This window comes from Echinicola salinicaeni, from assembly GCF_014280965.1.
GTDB lineage: Bacteria > Bacteroidota > Bacteroidia > Cytophagales > Cyclobacteriaceae > Echinicola > Echinicola salinicaeni.
Genome location: NZ_JACODZ010000009.1, coordinates 197,085 through 219,147, shown reverse-complemented (window position 1 = coordinate 219,147; position 22,063 = coordinate 197,085). Strand labels below are relative to the sequence as shown.

General features: G+C 39.4%; 12 protein-coding genes and 1 tRNA gene. 3 read left to right on the top strand and 10 right to left on the bottom strand.

Annotation, left to right across the window (positions count from 1 at the left end):
* Positions 1–89 precede the first annotated feature (89 nt).
* The gene (locus H7U17_RS18015) at positions 90–1,196 is read right to left on the bottom strand and encodes a site-2 protease family protein (protein ID WP_186758144.1); all 1,107 of its coding nucleotides are present in this window, start codon (positions 1,194–1,196) and stop codon (positions 90–92) included.
* Complete coding sequence (locus tag H7U17_RS18010) at positions 1,186–1,818, bottom strand: HAD family hydrolase (protein ID WP_186758143.1); 633 nt, start codon at positions 1,816–1,818, stop codon at positions 1,186–1,188. The genes H7U17_RS18015 and H7U17_RS18010 overlap by 11 nt, the downstream gene beginning before the upstream one ends.
* A gap of 134 nt (positions 1,819–1,952) precedes the next feature.
* Between H7U17_RS18010 and H7U17_RS18005 the strand changes: the two genes are divergently transcribed.
* From H7U17_RS18005 to H7U17_RS17995, 3 genes are all read left to right on the top strand, one after another.
* Positions 1,953–2,029, top strand: a tRNA-Ile gene (locus H7U17_RS18005).
* Positions 2,030–3,006: 977 nt separating this feature from the next.
* A complete protein-coding gene (locus H7U17_RS18000) occupies positions 3,007–3,462 on the top strand; it encodes a (2Fe-2S)-binding protein (RefSeq protein WP_186758142.1) in 456 nt (151 codons plus the stop codon).
* 7 nt (positions 3,463–3,469) lie between these two features.
* On the top strand, positions 3,470–5,572 hold the full coding sequence (locus tag H7U17_RS17995; protein ID WP_186758141.1) for a xanthine dehydrogenase family protein molybdopterin-binding subunit: 2,103 nt from the start codon (positions 3,470–3,472) through the stop codon (positions 5,570–5,572).
* A gap of 547 nt (positions 5,573–6,119) precedes the next feature.
* Here H7U17_RS17995 and H7U17_RS17990 read toward each other — a convergent pair.
* The 8 genes from H7U17_RS17990 to H7U17_RS17955 all read right to left on the bottom strand — a co-directional run bounded on the left by H7U17_RS17990 (position 6,120) and on the right by H7U17_RS17955 (position 22,057).
* Positions 6,120–6,566 carry a molybdenum cofactor biosynthesis protein MoaE gene (locus H7U17_RS17990; RefSeq protein WP_186758140.1) on the bottom strand — a complete coding sequence of 149 codons (447 nt, stop codon included), beginning with the start codon at positions 6,564–6,566 and terminating at the stop codon, positions 6,120–6,122.
* Between the two features lie 574 nt (positions 6,567–7,140).
* A complete protein-coding gene (gene uxuA / locus H7U17_RS17985) occupies positions 7,141–8,337 on the bottom strand; it encodes a mannonate dehydratase (protein ID WP_186758139.1) in 1,197 nt (398 codons plus the stop codon).
* 124 nt (positions 8,338–8,461) lie between these two features.
* The gene (locus H7U17_RS17980) at positions 8,462–11,536 is read right to left on the bottom strand and encodes a glycosyl hydrolase 115 family protein (RefSeq protein ID WP_186758138.1); all 3,075 of its coding nucleotides are present in this window, start codon (positions 11,534–11,536) and stop codon (positions 8,462–8,464) included.
* Positions 11,537–11,778: 242 nt separating this feature from the next.
* Positions 11,779–13,668: a rhamnogalacturonan lyase gene (locus tag H7U17_RS17975; protein ID WP_186758137.1), complete on the bottom strand. Its 1,890-nt coding sequence runs from the start codon at positions 13,666–13,668 to the stop codon at positions 11,779–11,781.
* A gap of 252 nt (positions 13,669–13,920) precedes the next feature.
* On the bottom strand, positions 13,921–15,735 hold the full coding sequence (locus H7U17_RS17970; protein WP_230981481.1) for a RagB/SusD family nutrient uptake outer membrane protein: 1,815 nt from the start codon (positions 15,733–15,735) through the stop codon (positions 13,921–13,923).
* Positions 15,736–15,737: 2 nt separating this feature from the next.
* Positions 15,738–18,926, bottom strand: coding sequence for a SusC/RagA family TonB-linked outer membrane protein (locus H7U17_RS17965; protein ID WP_186758136.1), 3,189 nt, complete (start codon positions 18,924–18,926; stop codon positions 15,738–15,740).
* 18 nt (positions 18,927–18,944) lie between these two features.
* Complete coding sequence (locus H7U17_RS17960) at positions 18,945–20,279, bottom strand: fasciclin domain-containing protein (RefSeq protein WP_230981480.1); 1,335 nt, start codon at positions 20,277–20,279, stop codon at positions 18,945–18,947.
* 74 nt (positions 20,280–20,353) lie between these two features.
* Positions 20,354–22,057, bottom strand: coding sequence for a fasciclin domain-containing protein (locus tag H7U17_RS17955; RefSeq protein ID WP_186758134.1), 1,704 nt, complete (start codon positions 22,055–22,057; stop codon positions 20,354–20,356).
* Between the last annotated feature and the right edge of the window lie 6 nt (positions 22,058–22,063).

Genomic DNA, 22,063 nt, shown 5'->3' with positions numbered 1-22,063 from the left:
ATCCATAGCTTATCCAGCAAATGGCTAATTACATTTTTTAAATATAATTCCTTAATAGGCTGTTTTTTGAAAATTGAAAATGGCAAGCATCAACTGATTTGAAATGGTTGTGGTGTAAAACAAAGAATAAACACCAATATAGCCAACCAAGCCAAAGCCTTTCTAGGACCGTTTAAGGGGCTGCCATCAATAACTGGAGGATGTTCTATACCCAATACCCTTCCCAATAAAAAACCAAATAACAACCATCCATTATAGCCTTGTGCATGTGGATAGAAATAACTGATTGAATATTGTAGCATAACAATGCTCAATACCAAAGCCCACTTTGACTGAAGGCTTAAACTGGTTTTTCTAAAACAGATAAAAACAAAGCCTATATAAAGGGGTAAGGCAATTAAAAGATAGCTCGTTTCCATAAAGGGATTGACGATTCCTAAGCCAGCAAAAAGCATAAATAAGCTATAAAATGTCAAAGAGATCTTTTTGTGTGACTTAGGGAATAAACCAAAAATTACATGTCCACCATCTAACTGCCCAATAGGCAACAAATTCAGGGCTGTAAAAAACAAGGCAAGATAACCTGCAAAGAGATAGGGATAATGTATCAATTCTCCCATATCAGGCATTTTCTCTGGATCTGCCAACACTTTTTCCATAGTCCAAAACAACAAGTTATCACCCAATTCTATCGTCAATGCCGCTGCTTCATCAGGATTATAATCCTCTTCGAGGTATTCAGGATGAATCTCATAGATATAGTCTGAATCAGGTAAATGCGTAAAGCCATAAGTCAAGACCCCAAATGCAATAATAAATCCAGCCAAAGGACCTGCCACACCTATATCGAAGAATTTCTTCCTACTGCTCACCATAGATTTCATTTTTATGATGGCCCCCATGGTACCGATGGAAGGCGCACCAATAAAACCTAACCAAAAAGGTATAAAAAAAGGCAATGAAGATTTTACTTTATGGTATATAGAGGTAAATAAGTGCCCTAATTCATGTATCAATAGAATACCTATGAAAGGGATGGAAAAGGCCATAGATTTAATAAAATACGGCCATGTCAATGGATTTTCACTACTCATCAAGGACCTGCCATATAGCCACTCTCCTCCCGCTAAGGTCGCACAAACAAAAGTGATGATAAAAAGGGATATGTGCCGGAAATATTCTTTTTTACTGTACATTATTGAAGTAATCCATCAAAGCATTAGGGTGATTAATATAACATGTTTTTAAGCCAACTGTTTCAGCACCTAAAAGGTTCGGTGCTGTGTCATCAAAAAAGATCCCTTTTTCGCCAGGCTGTCCAATATGTTCCAATACCTTTTCATAAATAATGGTATCAGGTTTTCTACAGCCCATTTCATAACTCAGGAATAAGTGGTCAAACAGCTCTTCAAATTTCCCAACGCCTGTATCTGCCAATAAAATTTCTTCCACTCTTCTAAAATGGATAGCATTGGTATTGGAAAGCATATAAACTGGATGTGTTTTCCTAAGCGCTCTCAATAACTCAATTTTATGCATAGGGATTTTACCTAACATCGCATTCCAAATATTATCTATTTGTTGGTCTGTCCAGTCCTTTTTGAAAACATTTCTTATTTCAGTTCTAAAAGTAGCATCATCGATTTCCCCTTTTTCATAGGCATGGTGTACAGGATGCGCCATAAAGTTTTCTTTAGCCGATTTTTTTTCATTCACTAAACTTTCATCTAATTGCTTGAGGGTAAAAGGGATATCCAAATCAATGATCACCCCGCCGAGATCGAAGACAAAAAAATCTACATTTTTATCAATTTTCATACAGGTAATTGTTGTTGTTTTGAAATCAAATATGTAACATTGCATTCCCAAAAGCAAGGAAAAAGTCATCTAAGCAATGAGAATTGAATAGCTGATCGGATCCAATAGAACAACGTTCTAAAACATGCTTTTCCGGGCCTATAGCTCAGCTGGTTAGAGCACTTGACTCATAATCAAGGGGTCCCTGGTTCGAGCCCAGGTGGGCCCACCAAGGTCGGATTTATTCCGACCTTTTTTTATATGTAGACTTTTAAAATGAACACGGTTTTATCCTTTATTTTGAAATATGATTATGGATCAATAAATATTTCTGGGAGTGAATAATTTCAAACTTAAATTTTGTTTACCCTTGCCAGATTAAGCGTAGTTTAATTCACATACCTGCCTAGACAGTCAATTGCGTAAAAGTAAACACAGATGTATTATAAATAAATATCCATGTTCATCTTTATCCATATATGGTTAATAAATAGGGAAGATCAAAAATAAAATAGACCGTTTTTCCACAGCTTTTCGGCTTGGTCCTACCTTACCCCAAAGTAATACCAAAGCTGGGGCAAAGCTGTATCAAAGCTGGGGTAAAGCTAGGGTAAAGCTGGGTTTACACCTCTTTTTTGTTCATAAACTCTCTTCTTAGTCCAGATTTGCAATCTGGATCCATAAATAAACGGCATTTAATAAATAGCGAATATCAAAGATAAAATAGACTGTTTTCCCCAAGCTTTTCGGCTTGGTCCATGATTATCCATTTCAGCTAATAGAATGATTGATAAATGTCCCCAAAATCCACTAGCTCAAATTAAGAATCAATTATATCTTTTATACTTTTTAAGACCTACCCAATCATCCATCCAGACAATTGATTCATAATTCAAATATTATTCAAATCTAAACATTGAGATAAAAAGCTTTACGAGCTACTCTAAGCTATAAAACTCTCCATCAATGTTTACTTTTATTCAAAAAGTCGTAACTTAAATCAAGCCATAAATTATAAAATTGTTCGATATATTGAATAGAAAATCGTTTAATTTATAATACGGCCTCCTTATACTACTAAAAATTTTTAGGCTTATTTGAAATTTCTAATTTATAGTTTGAAAACTATTATTAAGTCTTAGGCATAAAATTTAACTTAAACATATATTATTTAACAGACTATATTTCACCACTATACTATCTTAAATCATGCCAAAATATACACTATCAGTAAATGGCCAAACAATGACTGCAGAAGTGGATGAAGATACACCATTACTGTGGGTCTTACGTGATCACCTGAATCTCCTGGGAACTAAATTCGGATGTGGCGTGGCCCAATGTGGTGCATGCACAGTTCACATGAATGGGAATGCCATCAGATCATGTGTCTTGCCCATTTCCGCTGTTTCAGATAACGAAATAGTGACCATTGAAGGGCTAAGCAAAACCGGAGATCATCCCCTACAAATAGCGTGGGAAGAAAATGATGTTTCCCAATGTGGTTATTGTCAGGCAGGTCAAATAATGGCCGCTGCTGCATTATTATCCAGAAATCCTACACCCAGCGATGAAGACATCGATCGATCAATGACCAATATCTGCCGATGTGGTACACATGTTAGGATTAGAAAAGCGATTCATTCTGCATCAGAAAAAATATAGAACTAATATGAAATCTACAATATCAAGAAGAAATTTCATGAAAGTCTCAGCCATTTCTGGTGGAGGAATGCTTTTGAGTTTTTCTTTTTTAAACGCTAATGCAAACCTAAAACAGACAGGGGAAAACCTTTTCTCGCCCAATGCTTATATCTCTTTAAATTCGGATGGGAAGGTAGTAATAATGGCGCCCAATCCAGAGATAGGGCAAGGCGTCAAAACATCGCTCCCCATGATCATTGCTGAAGAGTTGGGAATAAACTGGCGAGATGTCAAGGTAGAATTTGCTCCTTTGAAAGATGAGTTTGGTAGACAAAGTGTAGGAGGAAGCGGTTCCATCAGAGGAAGATTTAATGAATTACGGATTGTCGGTGCCACTGCGCGGGAAATGTTGACCACTGCTGCTGCACAAACTTGGGGAGTGCCCGTTTCGGAATGTTATGCTGAAAATGGCAAAATCAAACATTCACCTACCGGTAAATCGCTTAATTATGGTATGCTTGCTTCCAAAGCTGCCGAGCTAGCAATCCCAAGCTCTCCGAAACTAAAGGACCCTAAGGATTTCAAAATCATTGGAACAAGGGTCAATGATGTAGATGCATCAAAAATAACCTCGGGACAAGCTCTATTTGGCATAGATACTCGTCGAGAAGGAATGTTGTTCGCCATGGTTTCCCGCCCACCGGCCTATGGAAAAAAATTAAAATCAGTGGACGATGCCGAGACACTTAAGGTGAATGGGGTGAAAAAGGTCATCAAACTAGAAAATTCTGTTGCTGTACTGGCTACTTCTACTTGGTCAGCCAAGAAAGGCCGTGACGCTCTAATAATAGAATGGGAAGCAGCTGAAAAACTGGAAAGTTCCTCAGCACATTTTGCCTCATTTGAAAAAATGGTCATGGATGAAAATGTGGAACCAGCCAGAAATGACGGTGATTTTGAAACTACTAAGAGTCAGGCCAGCAAAGTGCTGGATGTAACTTATGAGATCCCTACCCTATCCCATGGCCAAATGGAGCCGCTTAACTTCTTTGCGGATGTAAAAGAGCATCAAGTTGAATTATACGGCCCCACACAGGTACCAGGTTCATTGAGAGCCCAGGTATCTAAGAAATTAAACATACCCGAAGAAAACATTAAGGTAGCGACACCAAGACAAGGTGGTGGTTTTGGAAGAAAATTGATGACGGATAACGGTGTTGAAGCAGCCTTGATTTCGGCAGCAGCCAAATCACCAGTACAGGTACAATGGACCAGGGAGGATGATATGCAAAATGACTTTTATCGGCCAGCTGAAATGTACAGGTTTCAAGCTACACTTTCTGAAAATGAACTTTTAGGCTGGTACCAGTCAGGAGTGGCCATTGGGCGTGGAGCAAGGGGAAACAGCTATGTGGCCGGAGCCCTGGATAATTACCGAGGCATTGGGCAAGGTTATGAAAGCAACACGCCTATTGGTTGGTGGAGAGCGCCTGGGGCTTGTACGCTAGCCTATGTAGCCGAATCATTTATGGATGAGATTTGTGTTGAATTAAAAAAAGATCCTGTAGCTTTTCGGCTGGAAATATTCGATAAGGCAAAAGTTAATCCAGTTGGGCGTTTATCCTATGACCCTGACAAATACAAAGGCGTTGTCGAACATGTCGCAAAAATGAGCAACTGGGGCAATACGCCAAAGGGTATTTTCAGAGGATTTTCTACATGGTATTCCTTTGGATCCTATGTAGCAGAAGTGGTGGACATTGAATTGGTCAATGGTAAACCCAGGGTAGTTAAGGTTTATTGTGCGGTCAACTGTGGTCGTGTGATCAATCGTAGCGGAGCTGAAAACCAAGTTCAGGGAGCCATCGTAGACGGTATCTGTCATGCCATGTTCCCGAAGGTTACCTTTGTAAATGGTGCAGTGGAAGAAACCAACTTTCACGCTTACAAATTTCTAAGAATGAAAGATGCACCACTCGATATTGAAGTGGACTTTGTTGATTCTGATGAGGCTCCAGCTGGACTAGGAGAACCTGCTCTTCCTCCAGTAGCCGCTGCATTGTCCAATGCTATTTTTGCTGCAACCGGAAAAAGAATTCGTAAAATGCCATTCAACGAACAATTAACTTGATGATCCACGAAACAGATATGATATTCCTATATAATAATATAGGAATATGTATATCCGCAATTGTACCAGTAAGTTTTACCATTCAGAACATTTGCTAAAAAGAGAACACATATCTCTCAGAAACACTAAATTAAATCTGTGTAGATCCGTGGAATCTCCCGATAAATCCGGACAGGCTGAGAGAAATAAGTTTACTGGTTTTAAAACGGATAATCATATATAAGAATTCTCATCATTACTAAATCAAACCTATAGCTCAATAAAAAAGGCTGTCTCAAAAGTTTAAAATATGTCCCCGATCGAGACCGGAACAGGCTATCACGAGCGAAGCAAAGTGATCTCGAAACACTCACATTGTACTTATGGGGAGATTGCCTGCCTGAAGGAAGTCAGTCTTCTCTTCGCTATCGCTACAATCACAAGGCCTGGATTTTTGAGGCAGCCTCTTTTTCTGATTCCTGTAAAATGAAATCTTTAGTATCTAATTCACTTCCCAGCCTTATCGTTTAGAAGATGATTCCTAAAAATTGGAGAGGTACCCATTCCCTTAAGTATTCACTTTCCATTCCTCACTTTGGTCATCAAAAATTTCCTTTCCCCAAATTGGAAGTTCTGATTTGATTCGCTCCACCAATTCATTACAAGCTTTAATTGCTGCTTTTCTATGGGCAGATGATGTAAAAACGAACAGACAAATTTCACCAACTTTCACTTCTCCCAAGCTATGGTAGATATGCATACAAGTAAGATCATACTTGGAAAAAGTTTCCTCTCTGATTTCTCTTGCCTTCTCCAATACCATGTCCCTATAAGCGGTATATTCTATCGCCACTACATTTCTTCCGTTCTTTTTATCTTCTCTGATCTGCCCTAAAAATATTGAATGTCCTCCAATGGCCGTTTTGGTACTGTGATTTGCTATTGATTTAGCAATTTTATCCGGAGGGATAGCTCCTTCAATAAATATATCTTTAATCTTACGCGTTTTTTCCATAACTGAAAAGCTACTAAATATTTAAGTTTAGCATTACAAACTTAAAATCTAAGATAAAAGGCTGTTCATTAAAACCCATCAATTGATCCAAAAATAATCAATACATCCCATCGGACTATTCGAAAACAGGTAATATTCTAAGGAAAAAACCAAGTCTATCCTACTTTACTGACCAAATATAATTTGGACGTCCCCTAGACGTTCCCACTATGTCTCCTCGATGTTCCCACTGTATCTCCTCTTTACTCCTACTTTCCTTGCCTCTCCTTAATAGTTTCTTTGTAGATTCCTTGGGGATGTCTAGGGGATACTTTACTACCAGTGCAAAGTTTTCTTGGAAATATTATAAATAAAAGCATTCAACCATCATTCAACAAAAAGTACCAACACCTATTTCCAAAAGAGAAATAAAGGCAAACAAGGTGTAAATAAAGTCCGTTTTTGTGATTCAGCTTTTTATTATAACCAATAACTTGAAATATGTTTGATAAAATTCGACTCACCATCATTTATGAAGAACTATGAAACTTCCCTATTAATAGATAGCCTAATACTTATCTAGGGTTTAATAAGCTTAAGCCTCTAAACCTTTCATTATTCCCTCTATTTCTGCCAGACCTTTAAGGCGGCCTATTAATGGGTAGCCTGGATTAAAGTTACCCTTGAAATCAGACAGTAGCTTAAGACCATGATCAGGACGAAAAGGCATCAAGAAATCCTTACGGCCAGAAAATTTTCTACGCTTTTGCTCTTTTAATAACGCTTCAAGAATATTGACCATATCTTGGGATCCTGTTAAGTGCCCTGATTCATAAAAACTACCATCTTCCAAAACTTCAGTATTTCGAAGATGCACAAAGTGAATTCGATCTCCAGTTTTATCAATAATTTCTAGAAGCTTGTTCTGTTTAAGCGCAGAAAGTGAACCCACACAAAAAGTTATTCCATTGCTTTCAGATTCTTGGGCATTCAGTAACCATTCATAATCTTCCATTTGACTCATAATCCTTGGCAAGCCTAGCAATGAAAATGGAGGATCATCTGGATGAATGGCCATCCTCACTCCTACCTCTTCAGCCACAGGTACCACCTCATCTAAAAAAGCCTTTAAGTGCTCACGCAACTTTTCCCTGTCTATATTTTTATAGACATCAATATAGGAAAGGAATTCTTTTTTTGGGTCAAGACTTGAACTATCGACCACTCCATCAATAAACTGTTGAGTAGCAATTATAATATTATTCACCAACTTCTCCGCTTCTTCATCAGTCATAGATTGGATTATTACTTTGGCCTTTTTCAATATTGGTGCAGGATAGTCCTGCTCTGCCCCAGGGCGCTTAAGTATAAAGACATCAAAAGCTACAAAAGTGGGATAATCAAAGTACATAGATTCCGCTCCATTTGGAAGCTTGTACTGGAGATCCGTTCTGGCCCAGTCAAGAACAGGCATAAAATTATAACAAATGGTATTTATCCCACATGCTCCTAAATTTCTAATTGATTGTTGATAGTTGGCGATTAATCTGGGTCGATCATTAGAATGGGTTTTAATTCCTTCACTTACAGGTAGACTTTCCACTACACTCCAACGCATGCCCGCTTTTTCAATCTTATTTTTAACTTTCTGGATTTCATCTATGGTCCATACTTCTCCGTTCGGAATATGATGTAAAGCCGTGACCACTCCTTCCACACCCATCTGTTTAAGTTGTGCTAATGTGATGGAATCATTTTCCCCAAACCAACGCCAAGTCTTTTCTAAAGCCATTATCTTTGTATTTAATACTATTATTAAGATCTTCTTTAACAATACAAGTTCCCCAGACAATAAGACCGAACTATGTAATATTCGCTTTATTTTCTAGGACAAAAATTAACGTAGTTCTTATCAATTATTGGTTTCTGGTTTCCCTCGCACCAAAATAAGTAACTGGCTCATCGTTAATTATTATCTCCATTTTATCGATTACCACACCGGGATCCACCATGGTGATTTCTAAGGTATGCATTCCTGTATTTGGCAAACTTATTTCCGTCTCAACAAAATTCACAGCACGTAGTACATTGGTCTTCCACTCCCCGTTATGCTCATCCATGGCCTCCTTGAGTGAAGCATCCATAAGGATAGGGTCCGCGCCATCAATACTTACTAAAAACCTAAGGCCATAATCTTCATTGATAGGCTGAGAGGGCAAACAATGAACCCTAAGTTTGACTTTGCCGCTGGATGGACTTATGAACTGATACGAAAGAGTTGGCACCTGCTTTTTCTCAATAGGGAGAGGTATTGCAGATACCGGAAAAGTTCCCACGGCATCATTTTGCCTCCCTAGCCCCTGTATGATCTTCCATTCAGCACCTGTAATATTTTGTAATCCACTGAAATGCTCTGCCTCTATAGAAACAGTGCCATTATCTTCCACAAATATTGCTTGATTTCCAGTGATATCTAATTGCTTGGCATTTACCTGTACCTTATAAGTATCTCCACTTAAATCTAATTCAATAAATGAAGTTCTATGTTGGTTTTTTGGAAAAAGGGACCAGTCAACCGACACCCAAATTCGATCTTCAGTAGTCGTCTTGCCTTCCTGTGCGGAAATTTGGATCCATGGATCATTGGAGAGGGCTGTCCAACTTATTGCTTCCTGACCTGAACTAAAAATATCTATAAAATATTCCCGATCTGTAGAAGAGACAAAGCCAGGTAAAGCAACTTCTGTATCTGGCTTTACAGCCTCAGTGAAGCCTTCAGGAATAATACCCCCTCCAATCTTTTCTGAATGATTTAACTCGGCACCTGTTTCAGGCATACCATAAACGGGAAGCTTTCTAGGATTATCGGTCATCATATATGACCATTTTCCTCCATTTAGTTGATTATAGCTTTCAGTTATCTCTTTAATTTTTTCAAAGGCCTGCTTCGACTTTTTTGCATATATATTCGCACTATTTCTTCCTTGCCCTGCATAAACCCTACTTTTGTAAGCATACAATAGCTTCTTGTTCATATTAGCAGCACCCAATACTTTATAGCCCACCAACTGATAAAATGCATCCTTCAAATTTTCAGGTATTTTATTTTGCAATGCTTCAACCTGCTGCTCCAACTGAATATAAGCATCCAATCGCTGCTGTACTTCATCTCCGTTATTAAACATGGATAATTCTGGATCTTGAATATCCGTATTGGGATATACACTAGTCCATCCCATATGTTCAGGTTTTCTGGAAAAGCCCAATTGAAAATAATGCGAAAGTATTTCTCCGATTTCATGGCCATGAGTCTCTCCAAACTGCTCTATTGCAAAATGGGTATAATAAGTATTTAGGCTTTCTGGCGAGAACTGGGACGGATTCCAAGCCATCTCCAAAAAAAAACTTAAACCGATTTCATTGGGTTTGATATCTCCGACATTGACAATCCAGATATCTTTGGCATTGGTATGATAAGCCTTGTTCATTTCCTCCCATATCAATGATACAGGAACTGATTCTAGCCATAAAAAGTCATGCGGACGCCCCCAATATGATATATGATAGTATACTCCTGCTCCACCGGAACGCATGCGCTCAGCTTTATTGGAAAGCTGTCTTATATAGCCGTGATTATCATCTGGCCACACAAGGGTTACATCTTCAGGAACCTTGGCTCCCTCACTATAAATTTCCAAGACTTCTTTATAGGGAACAAATGCCTGTGGAATATCCGTAATATCCTTATTAAGGGTATTCTTCAACATTTTCCTTTGATCTCCAATAATGTTTTCGAGCATTTTCACGCGCTCTTCAGTGGTAAAATCACCTTGCATACCTGAATCATGTATGCCCCGCATCCCCAAGGTAACAATATAGCGGTCATCTTCTTTTAATTCGCTTACCCGGTCCTGCCAGTATTGCTTGACCATTTCTTTGTTGCTGGCGTAATTATATTCTCCATATCGTTTATGGTCCCACTCATCTACATTGTTCCTAAGCATCGGCTCCGCATGTGAAGTTCCTATGTGTATTTGATACTTCGCTGCCATTGCCTGATTTCCTGGAATGGTATAAAATGCTTTGGTAGAAGGATGCATGGCTGGCCATATCGTATTGGCCTTCATCCGTAGAAGTAATTGAAAAATTTTTTCATAGGTTTTGGGACCAATATCACCGGTTTCAGGTTCAAAAGTCTTTGCAGCCCAAGGCTGCAATCCCCAATCTTCATCATTGAGAAAAACACCTCTAAATTTAACTTTAGGCGCATCTGTAATGAATAAATTCTCAGGAATTTCAAATACATCTTGTTGCTCAGGGACCACATCAGCCCACCATACCCAAGGTGAAACCCCTATAATTCTTGATAATTCAAGAACACCATAAGCTGTCCCCCTACTATCACTACCTGCAATTACTAAGACCTCTTCCCCTTGCCAATTTATATTTTTGATCAAATAAGCCTCCCATTGTCCCCTTACCGTAGAGAGGTCTACCAATCCCTTTTCTTCCAATTCGCTTATAACCTCGCTATTCCCTACAGTTCCCACAATCACCTTAGCATGCCTTGGTTCTTTTGAATTAATATCAAGCGCTGCATCAAAAACTGATTTCAAATCTTTCTGCAGCATGGACAAGGCCGCTTTTACTACCTCAGCTTCACCATGATCTATAAAAATTTCCCCACTTTCTTCCTTTTTAAATAATACCCTATTTTTTACCGCATTGATAGCCTCCAGGTCAATACTATTATCTTTCGACTCACGTTCAACCTTTTCCTCAAAAGTGCTATAATAATTCGAAAAGTACTTCCACCAATTAGGTTTCTCATGATGGCTTCTGATGCTCGTTTTGGACTCAGAAAAGTTAACTGTATTTGTGAATAGCCATGCTTTTTTTGAAATTTTATTTCCATAGCTAAGTTCAATCGTCAACAATTGAAAGATTAATAAAAAAATAGAAAGTCTGAAAATTGAATTCCTTCTAGTCATGGCTTGTTAATCATTATGCTGTAATAACCTTTTTAATAGATCCTAATAAGTCTACTAAAGCTGGTGATGAATTAAGAAATATAGGTCCTGATAAATAACAGGACCTATATAATGGTTAAATCAAACTGTGAATTTTGATAAAAATAAGCTGAATCCCCATCTATTCCAGTTTGAGTAATTAGAGTTAATAAATAAAGAAAATTCTTTTAATCGTTTTTCATATAATCCATTTACAAGTCTTATTATTTGTTGGAGATCATCGGTGATGCTGGAGTAGCCATACCGGCGCCCAGGTAAAAACCAGTATGAGCTGGCTGATTATAACCCACATTTTGCCAAGCAATACTCAGTCGATATACGGGATCATGCATCAAGGTATAAAACCTGAATTCCGTTGGTATAGTCGTACTAAAAATTCTCAGTTCACTCCCATCAGCTGTTCTTCCGATAAGCTCCTCTCTCCAATCACCAAAGATATCCGCACACAATGCCGGATTGGACTTTGTACCATTGTTTTTAGCCAAAGTATAATCTACTCCGCTAAAAATCCTATGGGATCGTTCATTTTCAAAATCCCATTTGTCTATGTCCACACCATTGAGGATTTCACGGAGCAGGTCTCCATTCCACCAAATCCCCATATTGCATGATCGGGGTTTATTTTCAGAAATCATTTCTCCTTTGGCGTTCCAAAGTCCTTTAAGTCCCTCACCCGAAGCCCAACTCTCGTAGCCTTGGTACCTAGGGTCTATATCAATGGCCAAACCACGACCTACATCTGGAGAAGGATAAGACCAAATAATTTCCCCTGTAGCCGCATCCCTTAAATTGGCCCCATGCTCATGCCTCACATGTTCATGAATCCCAAAGACTTCCATCCCTGGCCTCTCAGGGTCTATATCCGACAGGTGTAATGCATCTCCATGACCTAAACCAGTACTATATATACCTGAACCATCATCATCAATGGCCATGGCCCCAAATACAATCTCATCTTTCCCGTCTTCATCTATATCTCCCACCGATAAGCTGTGGTAACCTTGTCCTCCGTAAGGCTTATGCGAAGGATCACCGTCCTCACTGTCAAATGTCCATACTTCAGACAATTCACCTTCCCGCCAATTCCAAGCTGCAAGCACCGTCCTTGTATAATATCCGCGGGTCATGATCAAGCTGGGGCGTTCTCCATCTAGGTAAGCAATACCGGCTAAAAACCTATCCATACGATTACCATAGCCATCACCCCATAAGGACTTCAATTCCTCAGTACTTGGATTTAATTTCCCAGGATATCTTGGAGGAATATAATCCGTAGTGGCCAGTGCCTTGCCACTAAGCCCATCAAAAATTGTCAAGAATTCAGGGCCTTCTAAGATATAACCATCTTTATTGCGCCAATCTGCCTTTGGATCACCAATGACTGTTCCTAATCCATCTGTAGTACCGTCCGCTGTTTTGCAGGCTATTTCAGCCCGGCCATCGCCATCTAGGTCGTAGACCATAAACTGGGTATAATGGGCACCATCACGGATATTTATGCCTAAATTAATTTCCCAAAGCATCTTCCCCTCAAGGGTATAAGCCTGAAGAATAGGTGGGTCTGTCAAGCCTTTATGGGAATTATCGTGAGTTTTTCCTGCTTGATGCAATACAATTTCATATTGACCATCTCCGTTCAAATCCCCTACAGAAGCGTCATTGGGCATATAACCTTTTGGGGTTTTTAGGGGAATGGACAAATAATTATTTTCCCATGCCTTTTTCTGTTCAGATAATGGCTGCTCTTTACCATTAATAACAGTTCTCAGTTCATACAATACATTGCTTCCCAAATCTCCTTTGTCCAAATAGCTACTAACCTTGGTCAATGGCGTGGGATTAAGTTTTTTACTATCTCCGGACTTTGAAATTCGGTAAAGGTTAAAACCAAGATCATGCTGTTCTGTCCCCAGTAAACGCCAGCTCACAAAATTACCACCATCTTCAGTCGGAATCGCCACAAGTCCCCTATCAAGCGCTTCCATCTGCCTTAGGTCCTGACCAGAAGCTAGAGATGAGATAAAAATAAATGATAACAAAAATAGGGAGGTAATTCGTCCTACACCTTTTTTTTCTAATAAGTTGGTTAACATGATTTATTATTCAATTGTAGTAATTTCAAATTTATCCTTAGATGTGTCCACACCAATTAATCCATTCACCTCAAACGATTCTATTTTAGGTCAAACAATAGTTAAAATTGTAATTATTTAAAAACAAGCATATTATAAATAGGATTAAAACTTTGACTCAACCTAATGATAACCTATTTATAGGATGGTCAATCCTAAAAAAGACCTGTCTGGTTTTCATAACCTGACAGGTCTTTAGGTCTCTACCCTTCTTTACTCCTCCCAATGAAATGGTAAAAACCAATCACCACTCATTAGCTTGGATCTAACTCCTGCAGCTCTGCCCACAGCTTCTGCATTTTTCGACTTGGACAATTTATCATATACCCTGTCAGCTAAAACAGATGGATCCCTTCTCATCGCGATCCTAAGCAGTTGCGGCCATCTGTGTCCTTCAAATGCCAGTTCCAAGGCAGACTCTTGGATAATCAGGTCTTCTGTCCAATACTTTTCCTCTTGTACACCTGTAATATCTTCTGGCAAGGTTATAGGAGGCAAATATGCCCTTCCTCTGATTCCCTGATGTCTATACCAAGGCCCCCTGTAAGTTGGAAAATCCCCTTGTCTGGCATCAAAATCATAAGGAGCACCGTATTCTAGGGTGTTTTGAATATCAGTAACATCATCACCAGAAAAGTCATCTGGAGTAAAAGCTTCCCTAATACCCTCGTTGATAAGGGCTCTTGAAAGCTGACTGATACCATCCAGGTTATCCATATTAGCAGCTTCGGCAAACTTGAGATGTACTGAAGCAGCTCTTTCTAATATCCATTTCCCCTCTTTTTGCAGCGGAGTGCTCATGGCATTATAATTAAAGGTAAACTTACCTACTTCTGGCTCCATGGTTCCCCAGTTTTTAGTAGATAGTATTCCACGAGCATCAAACTCCACATTATTCCACTGAGTTTGACTGTTCCATTTGTCAAGAATGGATTGCGAAGGTTTAAGTTGATATTCCCCCTCGCCTTCATTGGCAAAAAGCCTAATAAAAGGATACTCAGGAGCAAAATCACTGTCATAGTGCATTACCCAAACCCATACATCATAGGAATATCGCTCTCCTGCAGGACGACCGAAAATAGACCGCCAACCATTGATATTATCATTAAACAATGAATTAATATCATTCTCTTTTCCATACCGTACATTAAAATAATTGGAAGAACTCCAAGAAAGTCGCATTCTATCATAATATACTGCTCCTGCACCAGGCCCCATTGAAGTTGATGATTCCATGATGGTCCTGAACATTTCTGCTGCTTTAATATAATTCCCCTGCCATAAATACAGGTCACCCAAAAGACCTCTTTTATTTACGAAATAAGTACTTAGGTCATACCCCGCAGAGCTTCCCACTAAACCAATATTGGATGGATATGCATCCAGATAAGGCATGGATTCCATATATTCAACCAATTCATCTATCAATTCCATCAAGCTTAGCTTTGGAAAAAGACTAGGATTGTTGACATCATCAATAGATTCAATACTTTTGGTCACATAAGGTACCTCTCCAAAATGAATACCTAATTGTAAATAAACCCAAGTTCTCACCGCTGCCACATCAGATAGGCGCTGATTATACTGATCCTCTGTAATCCTGTTTTCATCCCGCATTCTTTCCAAACCTTCTAAAACATCGTTACAATTTAAAATAACCCTATAAAATGGCTTTGGATCTGCATATTTGTTGTTATCAGATGCCACTACACTATGATTACTCAAATCAACCAAGTCAGCATCAGCCATCATGGTGGGCTCCATCAAATCGGCTCTAACTTCATTCAACACCACATATTGCTCGGCCAGCTTCATCATTTCACCGTACACGCCCATCACAGCCACATCAGCATCCAGCTGATTTTGATAGTATCGGTCTTTATCCAACTCTAAAGTTGGCTCCACATCCAGCATATCAGAGCAGGAAAACAAGCCCACACTTATCGTGGCCGCTGCTATATACTTTTTAAAAGGGATAGATATCATTTTCATACTTTGGGCTTTTAAGATTCTCGTTAACTTTTGCATGATTACAATCCGATTTTAAGTCCCAACAACACACTAGCAAATTGCGGACTTAACCCCACATCTACACCTTGCCCATAAACACTACTGGTATAGCTGAATTCTGGATCATAGCCTAGATAGTTGGTTATGGTCAACAAGTTTTGACCAGCCGCATATACATTCACATTCTTTATAATGGAACCGTTGACCGGAATATCATAACTGATATTAAGGGTTTTCAGTCTTAGATATGAGCCATCTTCTACCCATCTATCAGAAAAACGGCTATTCCCAGCAGGGTCTCCATAGGCCAGTCTCGGCATGTCGGTTTCTTGACCTTCTGCTCTCCATCGATTTCTAACACTTAAGAACTGGTTTTCATAACTAGACATGCTTTCCATTTGCTGTCTCAAATAGTTATAAACGTCGTTTCCGTAACTGAAGGAGAATGCCGCATCAAACGTAAAGCGCTTGTAGGTAGCATGGGCCGTAAAGCCACCATAAAAATCAGGATTGGGATTGCCTATGATGGTCTTGTCACTTTCGTCGATCACGCCATCATTGTTTTGGTCGATAAACTTTACATCACCAGCCTGAAACGGAATCAAGTTTCCACTTTCTGTATAAGTTACTAAACCCTCAGAAGTAGCTTCTTCGCTCGTACTGTAAATACCATCGGTTTCAAATCCGTAGAACATAGCTGCAGACTCACCAGTAATGGTGATGACCTCGCCTCCAGCGATAGGGGTAATTCTTTCGTCATAAGGCAACTTTTTAACCTCATTGGTATAGGTACCGACCTGAAGTCCGATATCCAATTTGACATCTCTGTCCAATACTTTAGCTGAAATACCCAAATCAATTCCTCGGTTAACCATTTCACCGCCATTGGTCAAATAATAGTCCAAACCTACCATGGTTTTAAGTGGTTGGTAAGTAAGCATATTGGAAATGGTATTTTGGTATACATCGATACTAAAACCTAATGTACTGTTGGCAGTAGCTAGGTCAATACCTGCGTTTACTTTTGAATTGGTTTCCCATTGGATCTGATCATTGGCAATATTCGACCTTACCAAGCCCTGAACAGCCATAACATTGGATCCCCTATACAATTGATATTGATTATAATTTCCGAATCCATCATTTCCAGTTTGACTGTAGCTCAAACGTAATTTAATTAGGTCAAGCGGATTAGAGGCCATAAAATCCTCAGAAGAGATCAACCATGCCCCACTGATAGAAGGGAAAACTCCGAACTTATGGTTAAATAGACTGATACCATCCTTAGCCTCACGACCAAATCTTGAAGAACCATCTACTGCTACATTGACATCCACAAAATACTTATTAAGATAATTATAGCTTGCATCAGCATAATAACTCATCCAAATCCACTCTCCTGTATTACCATAAGCTTGATTTAGACTCACTACACCAGATCCTAGTGTGATAAAATCATCGGTACCAGAATTAAAGGAATAACCTCTATCTTCCTCCAATTTGTTGCTGTTGAATCTAAAACCTAGGCCCAAGTCAAAGTTATGGGCATAACCAAAGGTATTATTATAATCAAACCTGGTATCACTATAGGTTGAAAATAGCCTTTGCACCTGTCCGCCAATCTTATTTTTTATAATAGTATTGCTCCCGTTTTCTTCTTCCACTCCTAAGTCAGGCACGAAAAAAGACTCTCTGTTTTGATCAATGGTCAAGCCAAATAAACTTTGAAGGCTGAAATGATCATTGAATTGGTATTTACCATTGAAAGAACCAAAGAAGCGGAACCTTCTGTTTTGCGCCTGAGTGTTTTCAATAATTGACCGGGGATTACTGATTCCCAAGGAATCAGAATCGCTCAAGTTAGGGGATACAATACCTTCTTCTGAGAATATATTCGGTGCTAAAAACGGTGACTTCACCATACCAAGGTAAAGAGGACTAATATTATTCACCTCAGAACCATATTGGTACAAGTCCGTAACCGCATAGGAAAAGGCCATATTGGTCCCAGCAGTAAATTTCTCCGTAACTTGAAAATCAGCATTGAACCTTACGTTTGATCTAGAAAATCCCTCTCCTTCCACCACACTTCGACTTTTCAAATGACCTATAGACAAGGCATAGCTCGCAATATTATCCCCCCCAGATACTTTAACGAAATAGTTTTGATCATAACTGGTGCGCATTACCTGATCTTGCCAATTGGTATTATTGTGATAATTATAATACCCCAGGGTATCTGGTATTTCATTCAGATAACGGTGACTCAATGCCTCATTAGTAGTGAGTCCTTTGCTGCGTAACATTTCAGAAAAGTAAGGTCTGAATTCGTCGGCCTCCATCACTGGAAGGTTTTTATTTTGTGCATTGACTCCACCATAGGTATAAAAATCAATTCTTGTCGTTAAATCCTTCGCCCTGGATGTAGTAATCAGCACGACGCCATTCGCTCCCTTTGTGCCATAAATCGATCCTCCGTCTTTCAGATAAGTTACTTTATCAATGTCTTTAACATCTATAAACGATAATGGATTGGATGTAAATCCATTGATTACCGAACCTTCATACTCGTTCATATCATAGATCATTCCATCCACAACCACCAAAGGTTTGGCATTGGCATTCAATGAACCAAGACCACGAATAAAAGTATTGGCACCCATCCCTAGGGTACCGGCTCTTCTGATCATATTGACTCCAGCTGCTTCTCCTTGAAATGCCGTTTCAGGAGAATTGGCTTTGCCCTTCCAAGCATCGGTAAGGTCAACGGTTGATACCGCTCCTGTTACCTGATGAGACAACCTCTCTTCATAAGGTAGCTGAACCAAACCTTTGCCTGCTTGACGCAACTCAAAATCCGACAGGGCAATTTCAATGTCACTTCTTCCTTTTAAAGGGATTTCTTTAACCACATCATCTCCCAAGCTAACTACAATCGTGGTAGAATAACTTGGAACAGTCAATTTAAAGGCCCCTTCTGAATTGGAGAAGCTTGCTGAAATATCTTTATAGGACAAACCTATGCCTTCTAAAGGTATTCCAGTTCTTTTGGAAACTATCTTACCCGTCAATACTTCTTCCAAGTAAATAGATTTGCTATTGGGCAGTACCTTTACCTCCTCTACTTCTTGGGCCATCATGCCGCCAGCAAACCCCAGTTGAATGGCCAGAGCAGCTGCGCATATCTTGTAAATATTTTTTAGCTTCATTGATTTCTGATTTTGGGTTTATTCAAATACTGGAACTAATTTCAGGTAATCCAGAACCAAAGTGTTCCAGTCATTATTTGAGGTAGATTCGGCCTTCAGGATCAGCTTCAATTGTCCATAGTTTTGTACTTCATGTTCCCCAATAAACACCTCTTCAAGATTATTAAACTCCACCATCTTATTCCCATAAGGAAGATTGCTGACTGAGTCAATCGCTATACTCTGCCAGTTGTTTCTCGGCCAGTAATTATCATTATTCGCTAACCAATAAATTTTATACTTCGTGGAATGCGCCTGCGGGACGTTATAGGTCACATGATAAGACGGTGTGCTGTGATTGTAGACCAACAGATCACGCTCATTGGAGGCCCAGGACCTTGCTCGAATGTTTACAGGACCTGAACTGCCACTTATTGCATCAAAGTATTCCCCCTCAATTTTAATCGCTGGAATTTTGTCAGAGAGCTTATAATCAAAATCATTCATCATATAAACTACTCCATTGGAGGCATTGATCTGGCGTACTACATTTTCAGGGTGAAAAGCGACCCTTACACTATCCACAGATAGGATGGTATCAGGAACATCTTCATAATAGGAAGTCGTGAACACCAAATCCTTGGTAAGCCCTAATGAAAGCGGCATGGACATTTCATCTGGTAGGGTGTCCTTAAAATAAGGTTCCATTTCCATTTGGAATGTTTCATAAGCTGCATCATCCAACATGATAAAAGTATAGGTAGAGTCTTCATTGCTCAAATCCGCGACATCATATTGGAAGTAATTGTACTTTTCCATGGTCAACTCATCAGTCATGGTCATATTCATGACCAACTGACTGATCGGATTATCACTCTCTTCCTGCAATACTTCCCAAATATTCTTTTTGGGAACCATATAAGTATCCACTTTATAGAGTACTCCATTCTTTGCTAGACGATCAGCATATTCAAATGAAGCTGATTCATCCACAGAAGTAATACTGTTTTCACGCAGTACACTCACTTTCCCATTCATCATTTTAACCCTTACTGGCTCCTCATCGGCTTGATAGCTAAGATTTTCTTGATATCCTATATGGTTACCAACAAAAAGCTTTAAAGCTTCTTCATCTCCTGTAATACTTGATGGCAAGTCTGCCAATGCCGCATTGGTCGGTGCCCATACGGTATAAGAACCTGAAGACAGCTGCTTATCCAATCCGGACTCCACCAAAAGATCTGCAAAAGTACTGAGGTCAGCATCTGACCGAATTAGCTGTACCAAATTATTGTTCAAATCCTGCGCAGCATTATTATGCTCTTCCCATTGATCTGAGCACGCGCTCAGACCAATGAAAATTATTATTAGCAAGTGATTTTTATATTTTTTGATCATCTTATTTCTATTTGAAAATTATAGGACATAGATTTTCCAGAAGGCATATTTTAGTCTTCATCCTCTTCATACACCAGCGATCCATCAAGCGCAAATTTTGGATAAATCTGGTTATCTCCTTCTGGGATAAAATGGATCATATCCAACCAAAGCCCACCATTACTACGCCCGATACCGGTAATTCTGTCAAATCGAAGAGTATGCTCTCCTGTAGTCTGTACATCAATGGTACCGATGAATCGACCCATAATTCTACCGCCATTGGAACCTGCTGTCAGGTACTCTTTCCATCCTCTGGACTCCAACTCATCTTCATTCATTCCGGATGGTGCCTTAATTCGTGTATCCAATAGTCTTGCCCCTGGTATATCTTCACCATTAAAAGTCATTTTGAGCTCAGCGCCATTATTCCACTTGTCACCATAATGGCAAACCCACACTTTATATCTTCCCTTCACCAAAACAGGCGTAGTGAATTCAACTGAAGTAAGTCTATTTCCTTGAATCTCTATTTTCATGAAATCACCATGGTTATAATAAATTTCATTCAGGCTAGGTGGAATATAATTAACCATATAGTCTACATAGTTTCCTCCCCAAGACATCTTTGATAATTCACCTAATTTGAAGGTATAGTTGGGTGCTCCAGGTACCCTGAAATATTGAGTCAGCTGCCTGATTTCCGGTTGGTCAGCCACATCCCAATACACTGCAGTGGGCGCTCTCAGCTTGATGGCATAATGCTCTTCTACTTTATGCACTACTCCATTGGTAACAGAATTGTCACTTTCAGCTCTTATGATTGCAGATCCAGGCTCCAAAACCCCAAAGAATACATCCTCGTTGACCAACACTTCCTCTCCTTTTAGTCTAATGGTGATTACTTCCTGCGGGGCTTGGGTTTCGTGGGCCGTAGCTGTCACCAAATCTGCTATATACTTGATATTTGGCAGGATATGATATGCCATAAACAAGTTCAGACTATCTGAAGGATTACTCGGATCTCCCAAATGAGAATAACGGTTTTCTAAAGCAGCATAGCTATCAAAACCTGCTGCTGCCATAGTCTCATCAGACTCTGCCATTACAGTGTACCAAACACCTTCTTCCTCATTATTCAAGACATCATACCAACCTGTTGATTTTAATGCTTCTGAGAAAATAGAATATTCTTGTTTATCTTCAATCCACGCTGCAGCAGTCTTTGTCGGAGGGGACAGCACATTGTCAATGGCATGCATGACCCCATTCCCCAATTTGATATTGCTTTGAATAATATTGGCCTGACGGTTTACCCGTATAGAAGTCTGTCCATCCACATATTCAGCCCCAGTTACAAGGTATTTCCCATATTCTGTAGGTATGGGCAATTTCCCATCAGTAAAATTAGCTGTAGAAATGGTGTCTGTGAGCAGGTGATATCTTACAATATCTTTCGCTTCTTCTTCATTTAAACTTTCAAGGCTCAAACCATTATCATTCAAATATCCCTCTAGGGCCTCATTATTGGGCGCAAAGAAAGTATATGTTCCGTAAGCGCCAAGGTATCCCTCCGTATTGGAGATTTCCAAAACCTTCGAAAGGCTGGAATATTCATCCGGGTTTTGTCTCAAATAGCCACTGATATTGGTATCATCAGTGATATTGATATTGGAAGGTGGTTCAAATTCACAGCTGATCAATCCCAAGAACAGTATTGATACGAGAAATCCTGTCCACCTGCTCCAGTTTGATGTTATATATATAGTATTCATCTGCAG

What these genes read in the sequence shown, in the direction of transcription:
- H7U17_RS18000 (WP_186758142.1), top strand. Translation starts at nt 3,007, where the DNA reads ATGCCAAAATATACACTATCAGTAAATGGCCAAACAATGACTGCAGAA.
- H7U17_RS17990 (WP_186758140.1), bottom strand. Translation starts at nt 6,566, where the DNA reads ATGGAAAAAACGCGTAAGATTAAAGATATATTTATTGAAGGAGCTATC.
- H7U17_RS17995 (WP_186758141.1), top strand. Translation starts at nt 3,470, where the DNA reads ATGAAATCTACAATATCAAGAAGAAATTTCATGAAAGTCTCAGCCATT.
- uxuA (WP_186758139.1), bottom strand. Translation starts at nt 8,337, where the DNA reads ATGGCTTTAGAAAAGACTTGGCGTTGGTTTGGGGAAAATGATTCCATC.
- H7U17_RS18010 (WP_186758143.1), bottom strand. Translation starts at nt 1,818, where the DNA reads ATGAAAATTGATAAAAATGTAGATTTTTTTGTCTTCGATCTCGGCGGG.
- H7U17_RS17970 (WP_230981481.1), bottom strand. Translation starts at nt 15,735, where the DNA reads ATGCAAAAGTTAACGAGAATCTTAAAAGCCCAAAGTATGAAAATGATA.
- H7U17_RS17955 (WP_186758134.1), bottom strand. Translation starts at nt 22,057, where the DNA reads ATGAATACTATATATATAACATCAAACTGGAGCAGGTGGACAGGATTT.
- H7U17_RS17980 (WP_186758138.1), bottom strand. Translation starts at nt 11,536, where the DNA reads ATGACTAGAAGGAATTCAATTTTCAGACTTTCTATTTTTTTATTAATC.
- H7U17_RS18015 (WP_186758144.1), bottom strand. Translation starts at nt 1,196, where the DNA reads ATGTACAGTAAAAAAGAATATTTCCGGCACATATCCCTTTTTATCATC.
- H7U17_RS17975 (WP_186758137.1), bottom strand. Translation starts at nt 13,668, where the DNA reads ATGTTAACCAACTTATTAGAAAAAAAAGGTGTAGGACGAATTACCTCC.
- H7U17_RS17965 (WP_186758136.1), bottom strand. Translation starts at nt 18,926, where the DNA reads ATGAAGCTAAAAAATATTTACAAGATATGCGCAGCTGCTCTGGCCATT.